The sequence below is a fragment of the Streptomyces sp. WZ-12 genome, from assembly GCF_028898845.1.
Lineage (GTDB): Bacteria > Actinomycetota > Actinomycetes > Streptomycetales > Streptomycetaceae > Streptomyces.
In genome coordinates, this window is the sequence record NZ_CP118574.1 from 4,798,756 (window position 1) to 4,814,905 (window position 16,150).

The following is a 16,150-nucleotide window of genomic DNA, read 5'->3' on the forward strand; positions in this document are numbered from 1 at the left end:
CGATCCGAGCACAGCTGGACCAGCAGATAGGCCGCCCCGGGCACGTCCCGGGGCGGCCGCTTGGTCGCCCACGGAGGGAGAGGCATGTCTGGCCCGAGTGACAGCACACGGCACGCTCAGAGCAGGGAGCTCGTACGCGTTCTGATCATCGAGACCCGGGAGGAACTACAGAGGGCGGACAGCAAGGCGGGATTCATGCTCAGCGCGTTGGGAGTGGCGTTGACGGCTCTGGTGGGAGCGTTGAGCGCCGGCGGCATCACCCCGCAGTACTACCCAACGGTGTCGCAGGTCTTCTTCTGGACGGGTTGCGCGTCCTGGCTGCCGGCTCTCGTGATGCTTGGGCTGGCCGTGGTGCCCCGGGCAGGCAAGCCGCAGAGGTTTCGGGCGCACTACTTCGGGGATGCGGTCGTGACGACCTCCGTCCGGTTGCTGGCGGTCGTCGTGCAGCGGACCGATCCTGAGGACCGGGACCTGAGCCAGTTCGTGTCCCTGTCCCGAACGGTGTGGATCAAATACCGCTACATCCGCCACGGGATGTTCTGGAGCGCAGTGTTCCTTACCCTGACGTTCCTGGGCTTGCTGACTGGAACGTCGGCCTAGCTAGCGACCTGCGTGTGGGTCGGGGCGAAGGAAGGGGGCGAGACCGGTCGTAGAGACGCTTACGACCTCGACCGCCTCGGATTAAATCCGTTGACACCCCCCGCACCCCCCGCGTTAGCTGGTGTCCTCGCATTCGTTCTCCTCTGGGTCCCTGTGCCCTGGAAAAGGTGTTTATGTTCCGGCCCGCGCCGAGTGCGCCCCGCCGTACCGCGTAACCGTCCGCCCACCCCCGCGTCGCGCCTCGTCGTCGCGGCTGCCGGACGCGTTCTCCGGTGCTCTCGTACCGCCCCCGGGCGGGGCCGCTTGGCCTGCTCTTGCTGTTCCGAACCACTTCTCAGCAAGGAGCTCCGGGTGTCCCACACCACCACTCCCTCCCCCCTCGCCCTCGACACCTTCGCCTGCGCGTGGTGCGGCCTGACCGTCTCCGCGTGCGCCGCCGACGGTGCCCGGCGCAACCACTGTCCGTCGTGCCTGCACTCCCGGCACGTCCTCGACCACGTCGAGGGCGGCCCCAGCGCGTGCCACGGCCGGATGTCCCCGATCGCCATCGCGGTCCTGCGCACCGGCGACTGGCGGGTGATCCACCGCTGCGTGCGCTGCGACGAGCTCACCTCCAACCCGGTCTGCGCCGACGACAACCAGCTCATCCTGATGCGGATGGCCGTCCGGCCGCTGGCCCAACCGCCGTTCCCGCTAGAGGCGTTCGGCACCCTCTGACCGCGCCCGGAAGGAGGGACCGCAGATGCCTCGACGCACCAACCGCGACGGCGGCCGCGGCCGCGACCGCCGTCCGCAGCGGCACAAGACCGTGTTGCACGGCCCCGGTGGCCACCGGGCGCCCGCGTTCCGTTGCGTGGGCTGCCGCTTGGAGGTGCCCCTGGACGCACCGGGGACCGCGCACCGCAACCACTGCCCGAACTGCCTGGCCAGCCGCCATGTCGACCGCAGGGTCCCGGGCGACCGCGCCGCGGACTGCGGCGGCCGGATGGCGGCCCTGGGGATGACGGTCCGGCCGGACGGCGAGTGGCTGCTCATCCACCAGTGCCTGTCCTGCGGCGAGTTGAGCACCAACCGCATCGCCGGCGACGACAGCCCCCTGGCCCTGGTCCACCTGGCGCTCCGACCGCTCCAGGACCCGGGCGTCGCCACCCGCGCCCTGCTCGCGCTCTGACGAGGGGGTGGGGAGGGGGTCGGACCACCGCCGCGTGCTGACCGCGGCGGTTCGGCCCCCGCCCCAACGCCCCTGCGCTCCCCGCCTCCCACGTCCCCTCAGCCGAACCATCCCAGCGCCGCATCCAGCGACCAGCCCTGCCAGCACATCGCGCCGAGCCCGACCGCCGAGATCAGCGCCATCATCAGGTTCTGGCCCTGCTCCGCCCAGTCGTGGATCATCAGCACCAGGTAGATCAGATTGAGCAGCAGCCCCGCGGCCAGGGCGAGCGGCGTCAACAGGCCGACGATCAGGCCGAGTCCGAGCGCCAGCTCCGCGTGTGCGACCAGGTGCGCCATCAACCGTGGCCGCGGCCGTACGACGCGGTCGAAGCCCTTGCGGACCACGGGCCAGCGGTGTTCGTCGGCGATCCCGGCCGCCCAGGTGATGCCGCCGCCGGCGAACCAGCTCTTCTTGTCCTTGTGGCGCCAGCTCTCCAGCCACCACAGACCGAGGCCGATGCGCAGCACCGCCCACCACGCGGCGCCGCCGAGCCAGATCGTCTGCATGTGAACCGCCCTCCGCCCTCGCAAGGAATTCTGACGAGGCGTCAGTTCAGCGGATGCGCTCCGCGCGCGCAAGGGGTCGAGTTTCCCGGCGTCCCTTGTGGTTGCGGGGGTGAGCTCCTAACCTCCGAACTGATGGGTCGTCAGATATCGGACCGGCATGACCCACCGGCGCGGCAGTTGGGGGTACAACGTGACCAGCGGCAACAGCGGTACGGGGGAGCTTCCGAGGATCATCAGCGTGGACGACCACGTGATCGAGCCGGCGCACCTCTTCGAGACCTGGCTCCCGCGCAAGTACCGGGACCGCGGCCCGAAGCCCTTCACCGCCGGCATCGGCGAACTGGCCTACGTCGGCGGGAAGTACCGGTTCACCACGGACCCGGAGGGCCAGATCACCGACTGGTGGGAGTACGAGGGGCTGCTGTTCCCGTACAAGCGCATCATCGCGGCCGTCGGCTTCTCCCGCGACGAGATGACGCTCGACGGGATCACCCGGGACCAGATGCGGCGCGGCTGCTGGGACCCCACGGCCCGGCTGGCGGACATGGACCTCAACCACGTCGAGGCGTCGCTGTGCTTCCCGACCTTCCCGCGGTTCTGCGGGCAGACCTTCGCCGAGGCGGAGGACAAGGAGGTCGGGCTGGCCTGCGTGCGGGCGTACAACGACTGGATGGTGGAGGAGTGGTGCGGGGACAGCGGCGGCCGGCTGATCCCGCTGTGCCTGATCCCCCTCTGGGACATCGACCTCGCGGTCGCCGAGATCCGGCGGAACGCCGCGCGGGGCGTGCGGGCGGTCACCTTCAGCGAGATCCCCACCTACCTGGGGCTGCCGTCCATCCACTCCGGCTACTGGGACCCGTTCTTCGCCGCCTGCGAGGAGACCGGGACGGTGGTCAACATGCACATCGGGTCGTCGTCGCAGATGCCGGCGGCCTCCCCGGACGCCCCGCCGGCCGTCCAGGCGTCGCTCTCCTTCAACAACGCCATGGCCTCGATGATGGACTTCCTCTTCAGCGGGGTGCTGGTGAGGTTCCCGCGGCTCAAACTCGCCTACAGCGAGGGGCAGATGGGCTGGATCCCGTACGCCCTGGAGCGGGCCGACGACGTCTGGGAGGAGCACCGCGCCTGGGGCGGGGTCAAGGACCTCGTCCCGGAGCCGCCGTCGACGTACTACTACCGGCAGATCTTCTGCTGCTTCTTCCGCGACAAGCACGGCGTCGCGGCGATCGACACCGTGGGCGTGGACAACGCCACCTTCGAGACCGACTACCCGCACGTCGACTCGACCTGGCCGCACACCAAGGAGGTGGCCGCCGACCACGTGGGCCACCTGTCCGAGGAGGTGACCTACAAGCTCCTGCGCGGAAACGCGATTCGTATGCTGGACCTGCCGTTCGACCGTGCGCGAGCGGCCGTGTGACCACCGCCGGCGCCGACCACGCGCGGCGGTGGGGTGCCGGGGGCACCGGCTCCCGGCACGGCGGTTCACCAACCCGCTGAGAGGCGATCGGATGAGCGACACCATGGCCGAGGCCCTGGCCACGTTGGGCCGCGGCTACCTGCGCGAGGCGCCCGGCCTGTGGGGCAAGGCCGCGCTGGCGGAACGGCTGGTCAACCCGTACCTGCGGGACCATCCGCGCCGCCGGGTGGTCCGCACGCGGTTCGGCGCCCGGATGGCCGTCGACACCCAGGACCTCATCCAGCGCTACCTCTACCTCTTCGGCCTCTGGGAGCCGCACCTGTCGCACTGGCTCCGCCGCCGGCTGCGGCCCGGCGACGCCTTCATCGACGTCGGCGCCAACATCGGCTACTTCAGCCTGCTCGCCGCCCACCTGGTCGGCCCGGAGGGCAAGGTCGTCTCCATCGAGGCGATGCCGACCTTCCACCGCCGGCTCGAACAGCACCTCGCGCTCAACGACCTCGGCAACGTCCGCACCGTCAACGCCGCCGTCTCCGACGCCCAGCGGACGCTGACGTTCATCCTCGCCAGCTCCCGCAACATGGGCGCCGCCAGCATCGTCCCGTACGACGGACCGGCCGAGATCACCCTCGACGTCGAGGCGCAGCCGCTGCCGGCCCTCGTCAAGCCCGAGGAGATCGCCGCCGCCCGGGTCATCAAGATCGACGTGGAGGGGGCGGAGGGCGCGGTGGTGCGCGGCCTGGAACCGCTCCTCGCGCGGCTCCGACCGGACGCCGAGATCACCGTGGAGGTCACCCCCGAGCGGATGGCGCGCCTGGGCGACTCGCTCGACGAGCTCCTGGACACCATGGCCCGGCACGGCTTCCACACCTACCGGCTCCCCAACTCCTATGCCGCCGGCGGCTATCCGGCGTCCCTGCCCGCCTCGGCGGCCTCCGCCGCGGTCCGCTGGCGCGGCCCCGTGGTGGAGGAGAGCGACCTCGTCTTCTCCCGCGTCGATGGGGAGCGTCTTTCCTAGGGCGCTTCTGACCCCGCTCCGTCGGACGGGCTCTCACCGGGCCCGGGCCGGCCGTCATCGGCGGGTGAGGCCGGATACCCCCAGCCCCACGCGGCGAGTTGGCGGGCCCGGGCCTCCACCACCGCCATGCGGGCCTCCCGCTCCGCCGCCTCGGTGTGCGACGCCTGGCCGGTCACCTGCCCGGGCCACTTCCGGTACAGCAGGCCCACCTCGGGGGTGAACCAGCCGCGGCTGGTGGCGTTCAGGGCCAGCAGCAGACCGGTGTCCTCGGAGGCCGGCAGCGCCATCCAGCCGCCCAGCGCGAGCAGCAGCTCGCGGCGGACGAAGAGGGTCGCCGGGTGGACCTGCGCCCGGAAGTCGTGGGCCGCCCAGAAGTCCAGGACCGCGCCCCGCTCGACCGGGCCGGCCGCCGGGTCCCCGTCGAAGCCGACCGTGGAGCCGTCGGGCAGCAGGTCCAGGGCGCGCGAGGTCGCCCAGCCGAGGCCGCGGTCGGTCTCCAGCGCGGCCAGGTCGCGGGCGAGCGCGCCGGGCGCCAACTGGTCGTCGGCGTCCAGCACCTTGACGTACTCGCCCTCGGCGCGCGCCAGCGCGATGGTGCGCGCGACGCCCGGTCCGCCCGGCCGCCCCTGCCGGAACGACACCCGCGCGTCATCCGGCAGCTCCCCCGCGACCTCCGCGCTCCGCCCGTCCTCCTGAACGACCCACTGCCACTCCCACCCCTCGGGGAGTTCCTGCTGCCGCAGCGAGCGGTAGGCGTCCGCCAGGAACGGGGCGGACGGGGCATGGACGGCCGTGACGATGCTGATGCGCCGGGGCACGGCTCACCACCTTTCCAAGGGAGTTACGAACAGCAGTTCCGTGCGGTCGCCGGGCAGGATGACGTCCGAGACGTCCACGACGCGCCCGTCGGTGGCGTACGAGACCTTCCGCAGCACCAGCACCGACGTCCCGGGCGGCAGCTCCAGCTCCGCCGCCTCCTCGGGCGTCGGCGGGCGCGCGGTGACATGTTCCTCGACGCGGTCCAGCTCGATCCCGACGGAGTGCAGTTGGCTCTGCGAGCCGCCCGGCCAGGGCTCGTTGGAGGCATCCAGGAGGGCGGGATCGGCCGCGATCACGGCGCGCACGAGGCAGGAGGTCACCAGGGCGAACGGGGCGCTCTCGGCCGCGCACCGCGTCCGGTAGCAGCGCTCCAGCAGCTCGGTGCCCTCGGGGACGCCGAACGCCCCGGCGAGCTCCGCGTCGGCCGCGACCTCGCGGTAACGGGCGCGGAAGACGAGGTCGTCGGCCCGGAGCCCGGTCTCGTACTCGGTGGCGCCGGTCTGGGCCCGCCGCTCCAGGGGCGCGCGGGCGCGGTCCTTCTCCCACTGGTGCCGGAGGTTGGTGCGCCGGGCGGGGGTCCGCGGACGCCGGACGAAGGTGCCGACGCCGTGCCGCTTCTCGATGAGCCCCTCGTCCCGTAGTGCCCGCAGCGCCTCCCGGACGGTCGGCACGCTGCGCCCGAACCGCTCGGCGAGCCTGGTCTCGGCCGGCAGCCGGTCACCGGGCCGCAGCTGCCCGGTCCGGATGGCCGTCCGGAGCGCGTCCGCGATCCGCTCGTACGCCACTGCCATGGGTGCCCACTCCACTCCTCGGCGCCCCGACCGACCACCGGAGCCGAGGGCCCCGGCGCCACTCCCAGCGTACGACTCCTCATGAGGACTCAACGACTCGGCCGGCGGGCCCCCGATGCCGCCGGACCCCGGCCCCACCGCCGCCGAGCGGTCCGGGGGGCCCGTCCGCGGCGCGCCAAGTCTGGCCGTGCGCAGCGGTGTTCGCGGGAGGCCGGCCTCTCCCGGGCGGCCTAGGGCAGGAGTTGGCGCCTGGAGGGCGGGGCGCAGGCGGTGTCCAGCGGGGTGTCCTCCTGCCGCAGGATCACGGACTGCAGCCGCTGCAACCGCGGGCCGGGGGCGATGCCGAGTTCGTCCATGAGGAACTCGCGCAGTTTCGCGTACCGGTGCAGGGCCACGGCGGGCCGGCCCGACTGGTACAGCGCGTAGATCAGCAGCTCCCAGGCGACCTCGCGCAGCGGCGTGCGGGCGGCGAGCTCCTCGGCCGACAGGACCGCCTCCTCCAGATTCCCCTCCTTGATCAGGACGGTCACCATCAACTCCCGTCCCAGCATGTGCGCTTCCTCAAGCCGGGCGATCTCCTGCGAGGCGAACGGGTAGTCCGCCGCCTCGGCGAGCGGTGCCCCCCGCCACAGGGCGAGTGCCGCGACGACCTCCTGGTGCGCCGCCGCGACCTGCCCCTCGTCCAGCCGCCGCCGGGCGTGGCCCAGCTTCCGCTCGAAGCGGAAGACGTCCAGGGCCTCCGGGGGCACCCGCAGGGCGTAGCCTCCGGGCTCGCGGACCAGCACGCTCGCGTCCCCTCGCCGGGCCCGCCCGGGCTCCAGTGTGTCGCGGAGTCTGCTGATGTGGGCGTGGACGGAGGAAACGGCCCCCCGGGTATGGCGGTTGGGCCACAGGTCCTCACACAGGGACTCCAGCGGAATAGCGTGCCCCCGTCCGAGTAACAGCCGGATCAGAAGCGCACGCCGTTTCGGGGGGCCGAGTCTCAGGACCCCGTCGCGAGAGTGCGCGGCCAACGGTCCCAGCAGCCCGAACTCGAAAGTAGACACGTGGCCCCCGATCACGTCGCGCGAATTTCAGGTCGATGACTAGATGCTAGTAGATCTTTGAAGCATCGAGCTAGCTCGGTGCAGCACCGGTATTCACATCTTCTCCAGAGAATTCACGCACTCCGCTACGAGCCGCTCGCGCGGACGCTCCCGATAGCCTTTTTGGTTCCCCGTCAATGCCGAACGGGCGCCGTTTTCCCCGGTCTTCGGAACGTGCCGCGTTGCCCGGCGGCAGAGCGCCTTGCGGCGGCCGGCGTCGCCCGCGGGCGAGGGGCGCCCCTCAGAGCAGCGCCGGGTCCTGGCGCAGAATCCCGTAGAACTTGCTCTGCAGGTCGCGGCCGGGGTCGAGGCCCAGGCTGTGGGAGAGCCGCTCGGACATCTGGCTGTAGGCGTCCAGCGCGTCCGCCTGCCGGCCGGAGCGGTAGAGCGCGGTGATGAGCTGGGCGCAGAACCGCTCGTGGAACGGGTACATGGCGTGCAGGTGCTCCAACTCGGAGAGGATCGAAAGGTGTTGGCCGAGCCGGAGCCTTAAGTCGAAGAGTTTCTCGGAGGCGGTGATCCGGGTTTGCTGGAGCCGGCTGAAGGCCATTCGACAGGTGTCGCCCTGTCCGGTGTCCACCAGCGCCGGACCGCGCCAGAGATGGGTCGCTTCGGTGAGCAGCGCGGCGGCCTCCGCCGGCCTCCCGTCGCCCAGGGTTTCGGCCCGTTGGACGAGTTCCGCGAAGCGGACGGCATCGACCTCGATGTCCGTCCCGATCAGGGCGTATCCGGAGGGTGAGGTCGCTATGACGTCCCGTAGTTCGGGCTTTCCGCTGCCGGCCGCGAGCACGCGGCGGAGCCGTGCGATGTGACCGTGCAGTGAATTCTCGGCGTTTCTGGGCGGCGTTTCCCCCCACAATTCGTCGATCAGGACATGCCGGGACACCGGACGCCCGGGCGACAGGGCGAGGACGGCGATGACGGACCTTAGTTTCTCCCCGGGGATTCGGAGGAACACCCCTTCTTCGCATACCTCTAAGGGGCCGAGGAGCTTGATTTCCACGAAATTCTCCTTCATGAAGCGCTGACTGCCAGCCAACCACGCAAGAGAAGAGAAGTCCTCGACAGAATGCGTCCGAAGCGGGGCGGCGGGTGCGCGCCGCCCATTGGCCTCAAGTGCTCATCGTGCCGCGGGATATTGCCGCGCCTCGCGCGGCGCGTTACTGGTCAGTATCCTGGGTGCCAGCCCTCCAGCTTCCCCCCGAAGCGGTGGCACATAGATGAACGCATCTTGACCCACGTTTCTTGTCTTCGACTTGTCGTGGGCCGGGGCGGGGAGCGCCGCTTATCGGCGACGGTGGTTTTCGCTTTCGTGCCCGGTGCCGGCCCGGCCCTCGCTCAGACCGCGGACGAGGTCGACTCCTCCGCCGGCCGGCCGACGGCGCTGATCACCGTGCGCCGGGAGAACAGGGTGCTGGGGCGCAGGCCGAACATCGCGTGGAAGGCGCTGCTGAAGTGGGACGGGCTGGCGAACCCCGCCTCCACGGCCGCGGTGCTCAAGTCGGGCCAGGTGCCGAGCAGTTCGGCCACCCGCAGCATCCGGGTCCACAGTCGGTAGCGGCGGAAGGTGGTGCCAGTCTGCGCGCGGAACAGCCGCAGGAACGCCGAGACGGAGAGGCCGGCCTCGGCGGCCAGGTCCTGGGCCGCGACCCGCTGCCCGAGCGGCCCGTCCAGCCAGGCGGTGGCCATGAGGATGCGCGGGTCCCGGGTGCCGTCGAGCCCGTCCGGGCCGGTCAGGTCCAGCCAGCGCCGGACCTGGGCGAGCGGTGCGTCCCCGTCCAACGACGCGGCCGTCCGCACCAGTTCGGCCCCCCGCTCGTGCCCCAGGGCCAGTTCGGCGCCGCCGCCCATCAGCCGGCGGCAGGCCCGCTCCCGCTCCGACGCCGGGTCGAGGTAGCAGAAGGCCATCCGGGTCTCCCCGGCGACGATGCGGTGCCGCACCCGGGCCGCCACCAGGGCCGTACGGGCCCGGTGGCGGGGGCCGTGCTCCAGCTCGATCGTGAAGTCCCCGTCGACGCCCACCGCCAGACAGCTCACCGCACCGGAGTGGAAGCCCAGCCCCAACGCGGGGCCGAGATACAGGGCTTGACCGGGCCACAGCCACAACGCGGCCTGGTCGCAGCACGTTTCTGAAAGCGGCGCGGGTCGCATGCGGGCATGCTAGCCGCTGAGGTCAGCCCCCTGTCCGCCGTGCCGCACGGCCCCGGCCGCGCACCGTCCGAGAACGGAACGACTTTCGTCATGACGACCGAACGCCTCACCGCCGCGCTGCTGTTCATCGTGGGCGCGATCAACCTGCTGCCCGGCTTCGTGGCGGTGGCCCCGTCCCGGATCGGCACCGCCTACGGGGTCGCCGTCGACGGAGGCGACAGCCCCGACCTGGTGCTGTTGCTGCGGCACCGCGCGGTGCTGCTGGCGCTGGTCGGCATCGGCCTGCTGTGCGCGGCGTTCATCCCGTCGCTGCGGGTGCCCGCGATGACCGCCGGCGGGGTCAGCATGGGCACCTTCCTGCTGTTCGCCTACGCCACGCCCGCGCTCAACGGCGCCACGATGCGGGTCGCCCGCATCGACATCGCGGCCGTCGTGCTGCTCGCGGTGGCCGCGGTCCTCCTCTGGCGCAAGCACGCCTGAGCGGACTCAACGGAGCCGTCGCGCCCGCCCTTCCGGGGGCGGGCGCGACGCGGTCAGGCCGCCGCCCTGCGGGCGCCCCGTGCCATCAGGCCCAGCGCGGCGCTCAGCGCCGGCCGGGCCGGTCGGGGGAGGGGGAGCCGGGGAGCGCGGGAGCGGTGCCAGGGCAGCCTTGCGGGCGCACCGTCGGTCAACGCCCGTGCCACGTGGGCGCCGTGCGCCACCGACATGGCCAGGCCGTGGCCGCAGCAGCCGCCCACGTACCAGACGTCGGGGTGGCCGGTGAGCGGGCCGACCACCGGCAGCCCGTCGGCGGTCATCCCGATCTGCCCGGCCCAGCGGTGGCTCACCTCGACCTCGGCGAGCGCCGGATGCAACCGGCGCAGCCGCTCCTCCAACCAGGCCCACACCGCCGCCGCGCCCGCGTCGTCGGCCACCGGCGCGAGCAGCGGTCTGCCGCCGCCGAGCACCAGCCGTCCGTCGGGGGTGAGTCGGAAGTACGGCGCCAGCGGGTGGGCGTCGATCAGCGCGCAGTCGCCCCGGCCGGCGAACGCCGCGCGGGCCGCGTCCGGCAGCGGTTCGGTGGCGAGGGCGTGGACGAGCAGCGGCAGCACCGTTCCGACGGGGAGGTTGAGCTCCCCCGCCGCCGCGTTGACGGCCAGCACCGCCTTGCGGGTGCGCACCGTGCCGCCGGGGAAGGCGAGGTGGGTCTCGGCCGCGGTCCGGCCGGGCCGCAGGGCCAGCAGCCGGCTGTTGCCCAGGAAGCGGACGCCCTTGGCGGCGCAGGCGCGCGCCAGGGCCCCGGTGAGCGCCGACGGGTCGAGGGCGGCGGCGCGGTAGCGGAGTCCGGCGTGGTAGGGCACGTCCAGCCGGTCGCGGATCTCCGCCGCGGTCAGGACCGGCACGTCCAGGCCCAACTCGCGGTAGGCGGCGGACTGTCGGGCGAGCGCGGCCAGTCCGTCGGCGGTGCGGGTGGCCACCACCTGTTCGCCCGTGCGGACGGTGGTCGTCACCCCCAGCCGGGCGCACAACTCGATGACCTGCTCGACCGCGTCGACGCTGGCCCGGTGCATCCGGCGGGCGGTGTCCGGGCCGAAGCGCGCGACCGCCCGGTCGACGGGTGGGCCGACCCGCGGTCCGAGCAGTCCGGTGCCGCGTCCGCTCGCGCCCGCGGCGGGGCCCTCGGCGTCGACGACCAGGACGTCCAGCGACGGGTCGTGGTCGGCCAGGTGGTAGGCGGTGGAGAGCCCGGCGAGCCCGGCACCGACCACGGTCACGTCCGCGTCGACCACGCCGCGCACCCGGGGCGGCGCGGCCGGCTCCGCGCCGGGGGGCGCCGTGGGGTCGGGGGCGGGGCCCGGCCAACAGGGGCGGCCGGCCGGCGGCCTGGTCATGCTTCCTCCAACGGCGGTCGGTGCTCGGGCCCGGCGGGGTCGGCGAGGGCGTGGAAGGACCTGCCGTGCCAGAGCAGGGGGCGCCCGGCGGCCGTGCTCACCGCCGCGAGCCGGCCCACCACCAGGCAGTGGTCGCCGTAGCGGCGCAGGTCCTCCGTCAGGCAGACCGACCAGCCGAGGCTGTCCTGGAGCACGGGCACGGTGAGCACCCGCCGGTGGCGCACCGAGGCGAACCGCTCGGCGGAGCCGGCCCGGGGGTCCGCGAAGAGTTCCGCGCGCGCCCGCTGCGACTGGCGCAGCAGATTGACGGCGAACCGGCCCTCCGCCTCGATCGCGGCCAGGGTGCGCGAGCCGGTGCCCAGGCAGACCAGGAGCAGGGGCGGGTCGGCGGAGAGCGAGGTGACCGCCGAGGCGGTGCTGCCGGCCGGTCCGTCCGGGCCCTGCGTGGTCACCACCGTCACGCCGGACGCCAGCGTGGCGTAGAAGTCCCGGCAGGCCGCCGCCCCGGCTTCCGGCGCGGTGAGGGGGGCGGGCACGGCCGCGGTCGGCTCACCGGTCAGTGCTCCGGCGGTGGCCTGGCGCATCACGGGGCTCCTTTCTGGAATCCGTCAGGTGGCGTTCCGGTTCGGGGTCTCTCCTGCGCCGGGCCGTCCGGTGGGGGCCACCGGGGGCCGGCGCCGCGGGCGTTGGGGTCATCGCCCCGCTTCGAGCGCGTTGCGCAGGGCGACGAGGGTGGCGCGGGAGGTGAGCCGGTTGCGGTCGCGCCGCCGTACCACTCCGGTGAGCAGCGGGGCGGTGGCCGTGAGCAGCCGGCCGGGCAGCCCGCGGCGGCGGTCGTGCCACTCCTCGGTGACCTCGCAGCCACCGGGCACCGCGGTGAAGCGGTAGGTCCAACGGGACAGCGGCACGCCGAAGAAGCTGACGTCGAAGGCGAACACCTCGCCGGGGACGGCCGCGACCACCCGGCACAGGGTCACCCACGGCAGCCAGGAAGCGCGGTTGCGGCCGAGGAAGCGGGCCCCCGGAGGCAAGGGGACGCCACCCCCGAGGAGCCAGGCCCCCCGGCACTCCGGGCTCCACTCGCCCATCCGCCGCACATCGCTGACGGCCGCCCAGGCGGTCTCGGGCGGCACCTCGACGGTCAGCCGTTCGGCCACCGCGGGCCCGGCCATCGGTTCACGCACCGTGTCACCTCTTTCGAAGTCAGGGGGTTCTCGCCGGGCGCGGGATCTCCGGCCGGGCAGCCACCGGTTCCCGCGGGCCGTCAACCGCGGCCGGCGTCCTTGACGACGGGGGTGAGAGGACCGGCGCCACGGCCCTCGAAGCCGTGGGTCGACCGCCCGGCGGCGGCCCGCGGGGGCGCGCCCGTGACGTACCGGCCGCCGCCGCTGAGCGCGTCCGCGAGCCGGGTCATGCACGCATCGCGATTCCGTGCGTGCGGTCGTCGGTGAGGATCTCCATCAACGCGCGGTGGCCCGTCCGGAGCCGGTCGGTGCGCCCGGTGATCTTGTTGGTGAGGGTCAACTCACAGCTTGCGATCTTGGTGTTGAGGCAGTGCTTGATGCCGCCCGGCGGGTTGTAGTAGTTCAGCCCCACGAAGTGCTCGGGCCGGGCGTCGAAGCGCCCGCGGATGGCGACGGTGTCGTCGCCGCCGGCGAAGTTCCAGTAGAAGTAGCCGAAGTCGGCCTTGGCCGCGAGCGCCTGACGCAGCGACACCAGCGGGTACTCCCGCTCCTCGTGGCGCAGGACCGCGAAGGTCACCATCGGGGTGGTCACCGGGCCGGCGATCCGGGTGCGTCCGGTGACGATCTCCAGGAAGCTGTCGGGGGCGTCGTCGAAGCCGGCGACCTGGCCGAAGGCGTAGTAATCCGTGTGCCGGCTGCCCCAGTTGTGGCACTGGCTGCCGGTCCAGCCGTCGATCTCGACGGTCCGGCCGTCCACGGTGAGGGTGCCGTCGTACTCCGCGAGCGGCACCCCCACCAGGTTCTTGGCCTTGGGGAAGCCGCCGGTGTACATCTTCGGCGACAGCAGCAGCAGCGGCGGCTCGTCGCCCTTGTAGCTCAGGTCCCAGGCGATCCTGGCGTTGGTGCCCACCGCCTCGCCCCGCAGGGCACCCGGTTCGAGCACCCGGTCGCCGATCCGGGCGCTGAAGGTGTCCCGGTCGAAGGCGCACTCGGCGATCGGGTACTCCTCCTTGGCCACCACGTGCTCCCCGGTGACCCCGTCGAAGTAGATCGCCCACAGCTCACCGATGGCCGCCTCGGGCATCCCCGTCGGGCTGAAGATGGTGTACCGGATCCAGAACGCCCTCGGCTCCGTGGGGTGGTTGCCGCGCTGGTAGAAGCTCTCGTAGTGCCCCTCGCGCTGCCCGGGCCGGTAGAACGTGCGGTTGAGGGTGTTCGCGTCGGCGGTGGTGTAGTCGATGTGCATGGATCCGTCTCCTCCGGTCTGCCGCAGCGCGCGGACACAGGTGATGGGGCGGTCGGTCGGCCGGTCAGTCCGTCGGGGTGCCTGCGGTGGCCGGTACGGCCGCGGTCCGCCGGGCGCGGTGGCGCTCGTGCAGCGTCATGGCCATGCCGTACTTGGGCCGCAGGGTGATGGTCGCGTGGTTCACCACCCGGTGGGACGGGATGTGCCGGAAGTCGTACCGCCGGATCAGCGCGGCCAGCAGCAGGTGCGCCTCCAGCAGCGCGAAGTGCTTGCCGATGCACAGGTGCGGGCCGGCGCCGAAGGGCAGGTACGCGAAGCGGTAACGGCCCTTCCTGCGCGCCGCGGTGAAGTGGTCGGGGTCGAAGCGCTCCGGATCGTCCCAATGGTCAGGGTGACGGTGGATGTTGAACAGGTCGACCATGATCCGGGAGCCCTTCGGCACGTGGTGGCCGCCGAGCACGGTGTCCTTGAGCGTCAGCCGCGGCACGATGGGCGCCGAGGGGTACATCCGCAGCGCCTCCTCGAAGATCTGCAGCAGGTACGGCATCCGCTGCAGGTCTTCCACGTCAGGCATCCGGTCCCCGAGCTCCCGGTCCACCTCCTCCTGCGCCCGGCGCAGCACCTGCCGGTGTTGGGAGAGCAGGTAGAAGGCCCAGGTGAGGGTGACGGCGGTGGTCTCGTGGCCGGCCGCGAAGGTGGTGATGATCTCGTCCCGCAGCTCGCGGTCGGTCATCCCCTCCCCGGTGTCCGCGTCCCGGGCGGCGAGCAGCATGTCGAGCAGGTCGTTGGCGCCGCCCTCGGGGACGCCGGCCGCCCGGCGCTCCTCGATGAGGCCGTACATCATCCCGTCGAGGCCCGCCATCACGCGCTGGAAGCGCCGGTTGCGGGGGGTGGGCCAGGCGGTGGGCGGGCTGAACGGGTTCTGCAGCCGGTCGAAGGCGTAGTTGACGGCCACGTCCACGGCCTCGGGGCTGAGCTTGTCGCGGGTCCGGCTGACGTCGGTGCTGAACATGCAGCGGCTGACGATGTCCAACGTGACCCGCATCATCTCGCCGTGCACGTCGACCTCGGCCCCGGACGGATAGGCGCGGGCCATGTGCGTCAGCTGCTCGGCCACGGAGTCCACCATGGCGCGGTACATCCCCGAGAGCGCCTGCTTGGAGTAAATCGGCTGCATCATGCGGCGGTTGCGCATCCAGCTCTCGTGGTCGTCGCTGGTGAGCAGCCCCTCGCCGAGGATGAGCCGGAGCGGGTTGTCCGGGCCGAGCTTGCCGTAGGTCGCGCTGTCGGTGAGCACCTCCCCGGCCAACTCGGGGCTGGAGACGCCGTGTACGACGACGGTCCCCAGCCGGTAGCGGACCAGGTCGCCGTGTGCCTGCCAGCCCTGGTGCAGGGCGTCCAGGATGTCCCTGCGGAAGTCCACGACGTTGCCCAGCAGCGGCAGGCCGCCGGCCTCCGGTGCGGGTCCGCCCGGTCGTTGCCCCGATGTCATCGCCAATGTCCTCTCCGCGCCCGTCACTTGCGCCCGAGGGCGCAGACCCAGCCGAGCGAGCGGCGCGGCTCGGCGACGAACCGGACGTCCTTGAAGCCGGCCTCGGACAGCTTCCCGGCCAGCTCGGAGCCGGACAGGATGTGCAGTCCGTCCCGCTCCGAGCGCTCGGTGAACCGCCGGCCGAAGAACCGCTGGAGCAGCGAGGGGTCGGCCGCCGCCTCCCGGCTCATCTCCAGGGTGATCGCCACCTGTCCGCCCGGCCGCAGCACCCGGTGGGCCTCGGCGAGGCCGCGCATCGGGTCGGGCCAGAAGTAGAAGGTCTCGACGGCGCTCACGTGGTCGAAGCTGGCGTCGTCGTAGGGCAGCGCGGCGGAGTCGCCGTGCCGGATCTCGACGCGGTTGCGGGCGATGGCGTCCGCGTTGCGCCGCACGGCCTGACTGACCATGTCCATCGAGTAGTCGACGCCCGCGACGAAGCCCCGCGGCGTCCGCTCGGACAGCAGCCTGACCGCCATTCCGCCGCCGCATCCCACGTCCAGGACCCGCTGGGAGCGGCGCACGTCCATGTGCTCGATCGCCCACACCGTCAACGAGCGGTGCTGAAGGGTCATCAGGTGGCCGACGAGCTGCCCGGCCGTGCCGTTGGGTTGCCGGAAGTTCGCCTCGACGACTTCCAGGGGTTTCTTCAGGAGCGAGCCGATCATCCGGGATCCCTTCGCGGCTTGCGGGTTGGCAGGCGTCCCTGGCCGACGGC

The 16,150-nt window shown here is 72.5% G+C and carries 19 protein-coding genes and 1 pseudogene; 6 read left to right on the top strand and 14 right to left on the bottom strand.

All coding sequences use genetic code 11. The features are described 5' to 3' along the window. The first annotated feature begins 195 nt into the window (after positions 1-195). The 3 genes from PV796_RS20695 (at position 196) to PV796_RS20705 (ending at position 1,771) form a co-directional block, all read left to right on the top strand. Positions 196-600, top strand: a complete 405-nt coding sequence (locus PV796_RS20695; RefSeq protein ID WP_274914792.1) for a Pycsar system effector family protein — start codon at positions 196-198, stop codon at positions 598-600. A gap of 351 nt (positions 601-951) precedes the next feature. Further along, the gene (locus tag PV796_RS20700; RefSeq protein ID WP_274914793.1) at positions 952-1,317 is read left to right on the top strand and encodes an RNHCP domain-containing protein; all 366 of its coding nucleotides are present in this window, start codon (positions 952-954) and stop codon (positions 1,315-1,317) included. 25 nt (positions 1,318-1,342) lie between these two features. Then, entirely contained in the window at positions 1,343-1,771 is a 429-nt protein-coding gene (locus PV796_RS20705) for an RNHCP domain-containing protein (RefSeq protein ID WP_274914795.1), read from the top strand. A gap of 98 nt (positions 1,772-1,869) precedes the next feature. Here the strand turns inward: PV796_RS20705 and PV796_RS20710 are convergent, their stop codons facing one another. After that, on the bottom strand, positions 1,870-2,319 hold the full coding sequence (locus PV796_RS20710; RefSeq protein WP_274914797.1) for a DoxX family membrane protein: 450 nt from the start codon (positions 2,317-2,319) through the stop codon (positions 1,870-1,872). A gap of 157 nt (positions 2,320-2,476) precedes the next feature. Here PV796_RS20710 and PV796_RS20715 point away from each other — a divergent pair, with 157 nt between their 5' ends. Both PV796_RS20715 and PV796_RS20720 read left to right on the top strand, forming a co-directional pair. Continuing rightward, positions 2,477-3,739: an amidohydrolase family protein gene (locus PV796_RS20715; RefSeq protein WP_274914798.1), complete on the top strand. Its 1,263-nt coding sequence runs from the start codon at positions 2,477-2,479 to the stop codon at positions 3,737-3,739. Positions 3,740-3,830: 91 nt separating this feature from the next. Next, on the top strand, positions 3,831-4,757 hold the full coding sequence (locus PV796_RS20720; RefSeq protein ID WP_274914799.1) for an FkbM family methyltransferase: 927 nt from the start codon (positions 3,831-3,833) through the stop codon (positions 4,755-4,757). Here the strand turns inward: PV796_RS20720 and PV796_RS20725 are convergent. The 6 genes and pseudogenes from PV796_RS20725 to PV796_RS20745 form a co-directional block, all read right to left on the bottom strand. Beyond that, complete coding sequence (locus PV796_RS20725) at positions 4,754-5,575, bottom strand: glycosyltransferase family 2 protein (RefSeq protein WP_274914800.1); 822 nt, start codon at positions 5,573-5,575, stop codon at positions 4,754-4,756. The genes PV796_RS20720 and PV796_RS20725 overlap by 4 nt on opposite strands. 3 nt (positions 5,576-5,578) lie before the next feature. Continuing rightward, the gene (locus PV796_RS20730; RefSeq protein ID WP_274914801.1) at positions 5,579-6,367 is read right to left on the bottom strand and encodes a GntR family transcriptional regulator; all 789 of its coding nucleotides are present in this window, start codon (positions 6,365-6,367) and stop codon (positions 5,579-5,581) included. Positions 6,368-6,597: 230 nt separating this feature from the next. Next, positions 6,598-7,152: an AfsR/SARP family transcriptional regulator gene (locus tag PV796_RS20735; protein WP_274914802.1), complete on the bottom strand. Its 555-nt coding sequence runs from the start codon at positions 7,150-7,152 to the stop codon at positions 6,598-6,600. 33 nt (positions 7,153-7,185) lie between these two features. Continuing rightward, positions 7,186-7,428 (bottom strand): annotated as a pseudogene (locus tag PV796_RS42395) (transcriptional regulator); the annotation flags it as partial. 265 nt (positions 7,429-7,693) lie between these two features. Beyond that, entirely contained in the window at positions 7,694-8,455 is a 762-nt protein-coding gene (locus PV796_RS20740; RefSeq protein WP_274914803.1) for an AfsR/SARP family transcriptional regulator, read from the bottom strand. Between the two features lie 335 nt (positions 8,456-8,790). Further along, positions 8,791-9,603 (bottom strand): AraC family transcriptional regulator, encoded by an 813-nt coding sequence (locus PV796_RS20745; RefSeq protein WP_274914804.1) that lies wholly within the window; start codon positions 9,601-9,603, stop codon positions 8,791-8,793. A 90-nt stretch (positions 9,604-9,693) separates the two neighbouring features. Here PV796_RS20745 and PV796_RS20750 point away from each other — a divergent pair, with 90 nt between their 5' ends. After that, positions 9,694-10,083, top strand: a complete 390-nt coding sequence (locus PV796_RS20750) for a hypothetical protein (RefSeq protein ID WP_274914805.1) — start codon at positions 9,694-9,696, stop codon at positions 10,081-10,083. A gap of 53 nt (positions 10,084-10,136) precedes the next feature. Here the strand turns inward: PV796_RS20750 and PV796_RS20755 are convergent, their stop codons facing one another. From PV796_RS20755 to PV796_RS20785, 7 genes are all read right to left on the bottom strand, one after another. Then, positions 10,137-11,474: an NAD(P)/FAD-dependent oxidoreductase gene (locus PV796_RS20755; protein WP_274914806.1), complete on the bottom strand. Its 1,338-nt coding sequence runs from the start codon at positions 11,472-11,474 to the stop codon at positions 10,137-10,139. Further along, the gene (locus PV796_RS20760; protein ID WP_274914807.1) at positions 11,471-12,058 is read right to left on the bottom strand and encodes a flavin reductase family protein; all 588 of its coding nucleotides are present in this window, start codon (positions 12,056-12,058) and stop codon (positions 11,471-11,473) included. The genes PV796_RS20755 and PV796_RS20760 overlap by 4 nt, the downstream gene beginning before the upstream one ends. A gap of 108 nt (positions 12,059-12,166) precedes the next feature. Further along, entirely contained in the window at positions 12,167-12,658 is a 492-nt protein-coding gene (locus PV796_RS20765; protein ID WP_274914808.1) for an SRPBCC family protein, read from the bottom strand. 80 nt (positions 12,659-12,738) lie between these two features. Further along, positions 12,739-12,888: a hypothetical protein gene (locus PV796_RS20770; RefSeq protein WP_274914809.1), complete on the bottom strand. Its 150-nt coding sequence runs from the start codon at positions 12,886-12,888 to the stop codon at positions 12,739-12,741. Then, the gene (locus PV796_RS20775; protein WP_274914810.1) at positions 12,885-13,904 is read right to left on the bottom strand and encodes a hypothetical protein; all 1,020 of its coding nucleotides are present in this window, start codon (positions 13,902-13,904) and stop codon (positions 12,885-12,887) included. Before PV796_RS20775 ends, PV796_RS20770 begins: the two co-directional genes overlap by 4 nt. Positions 13,905-13,968: 64 nt before the next feature. Then, entirely contained in the window at positions 13,969-15,396 is a 1,428-nt protein-coding gene (locus PV796_RS20780) for a cytochrome P450 (protein WP_274914812.1), read from the bottom strand. A 23-nt stretch (positions 15,397-15,419) separates the two neighbouring features. Beyond that, the gene (locus tag PV796_RS20785) at positions 15,420-16,100 is read right to left on the bottom strand and encodes a class I SAM-dependent methyltransferase (RefSeq protein ID WP_274914813.1); all 681 of its coding nucleotides are present in this window, start codon (positions 16,098-16,100) and stop codon (positions 15,420-15,422) included. Between the last annotated feature and the right edge of the window lie 50 nt (positions 16,101-16,150).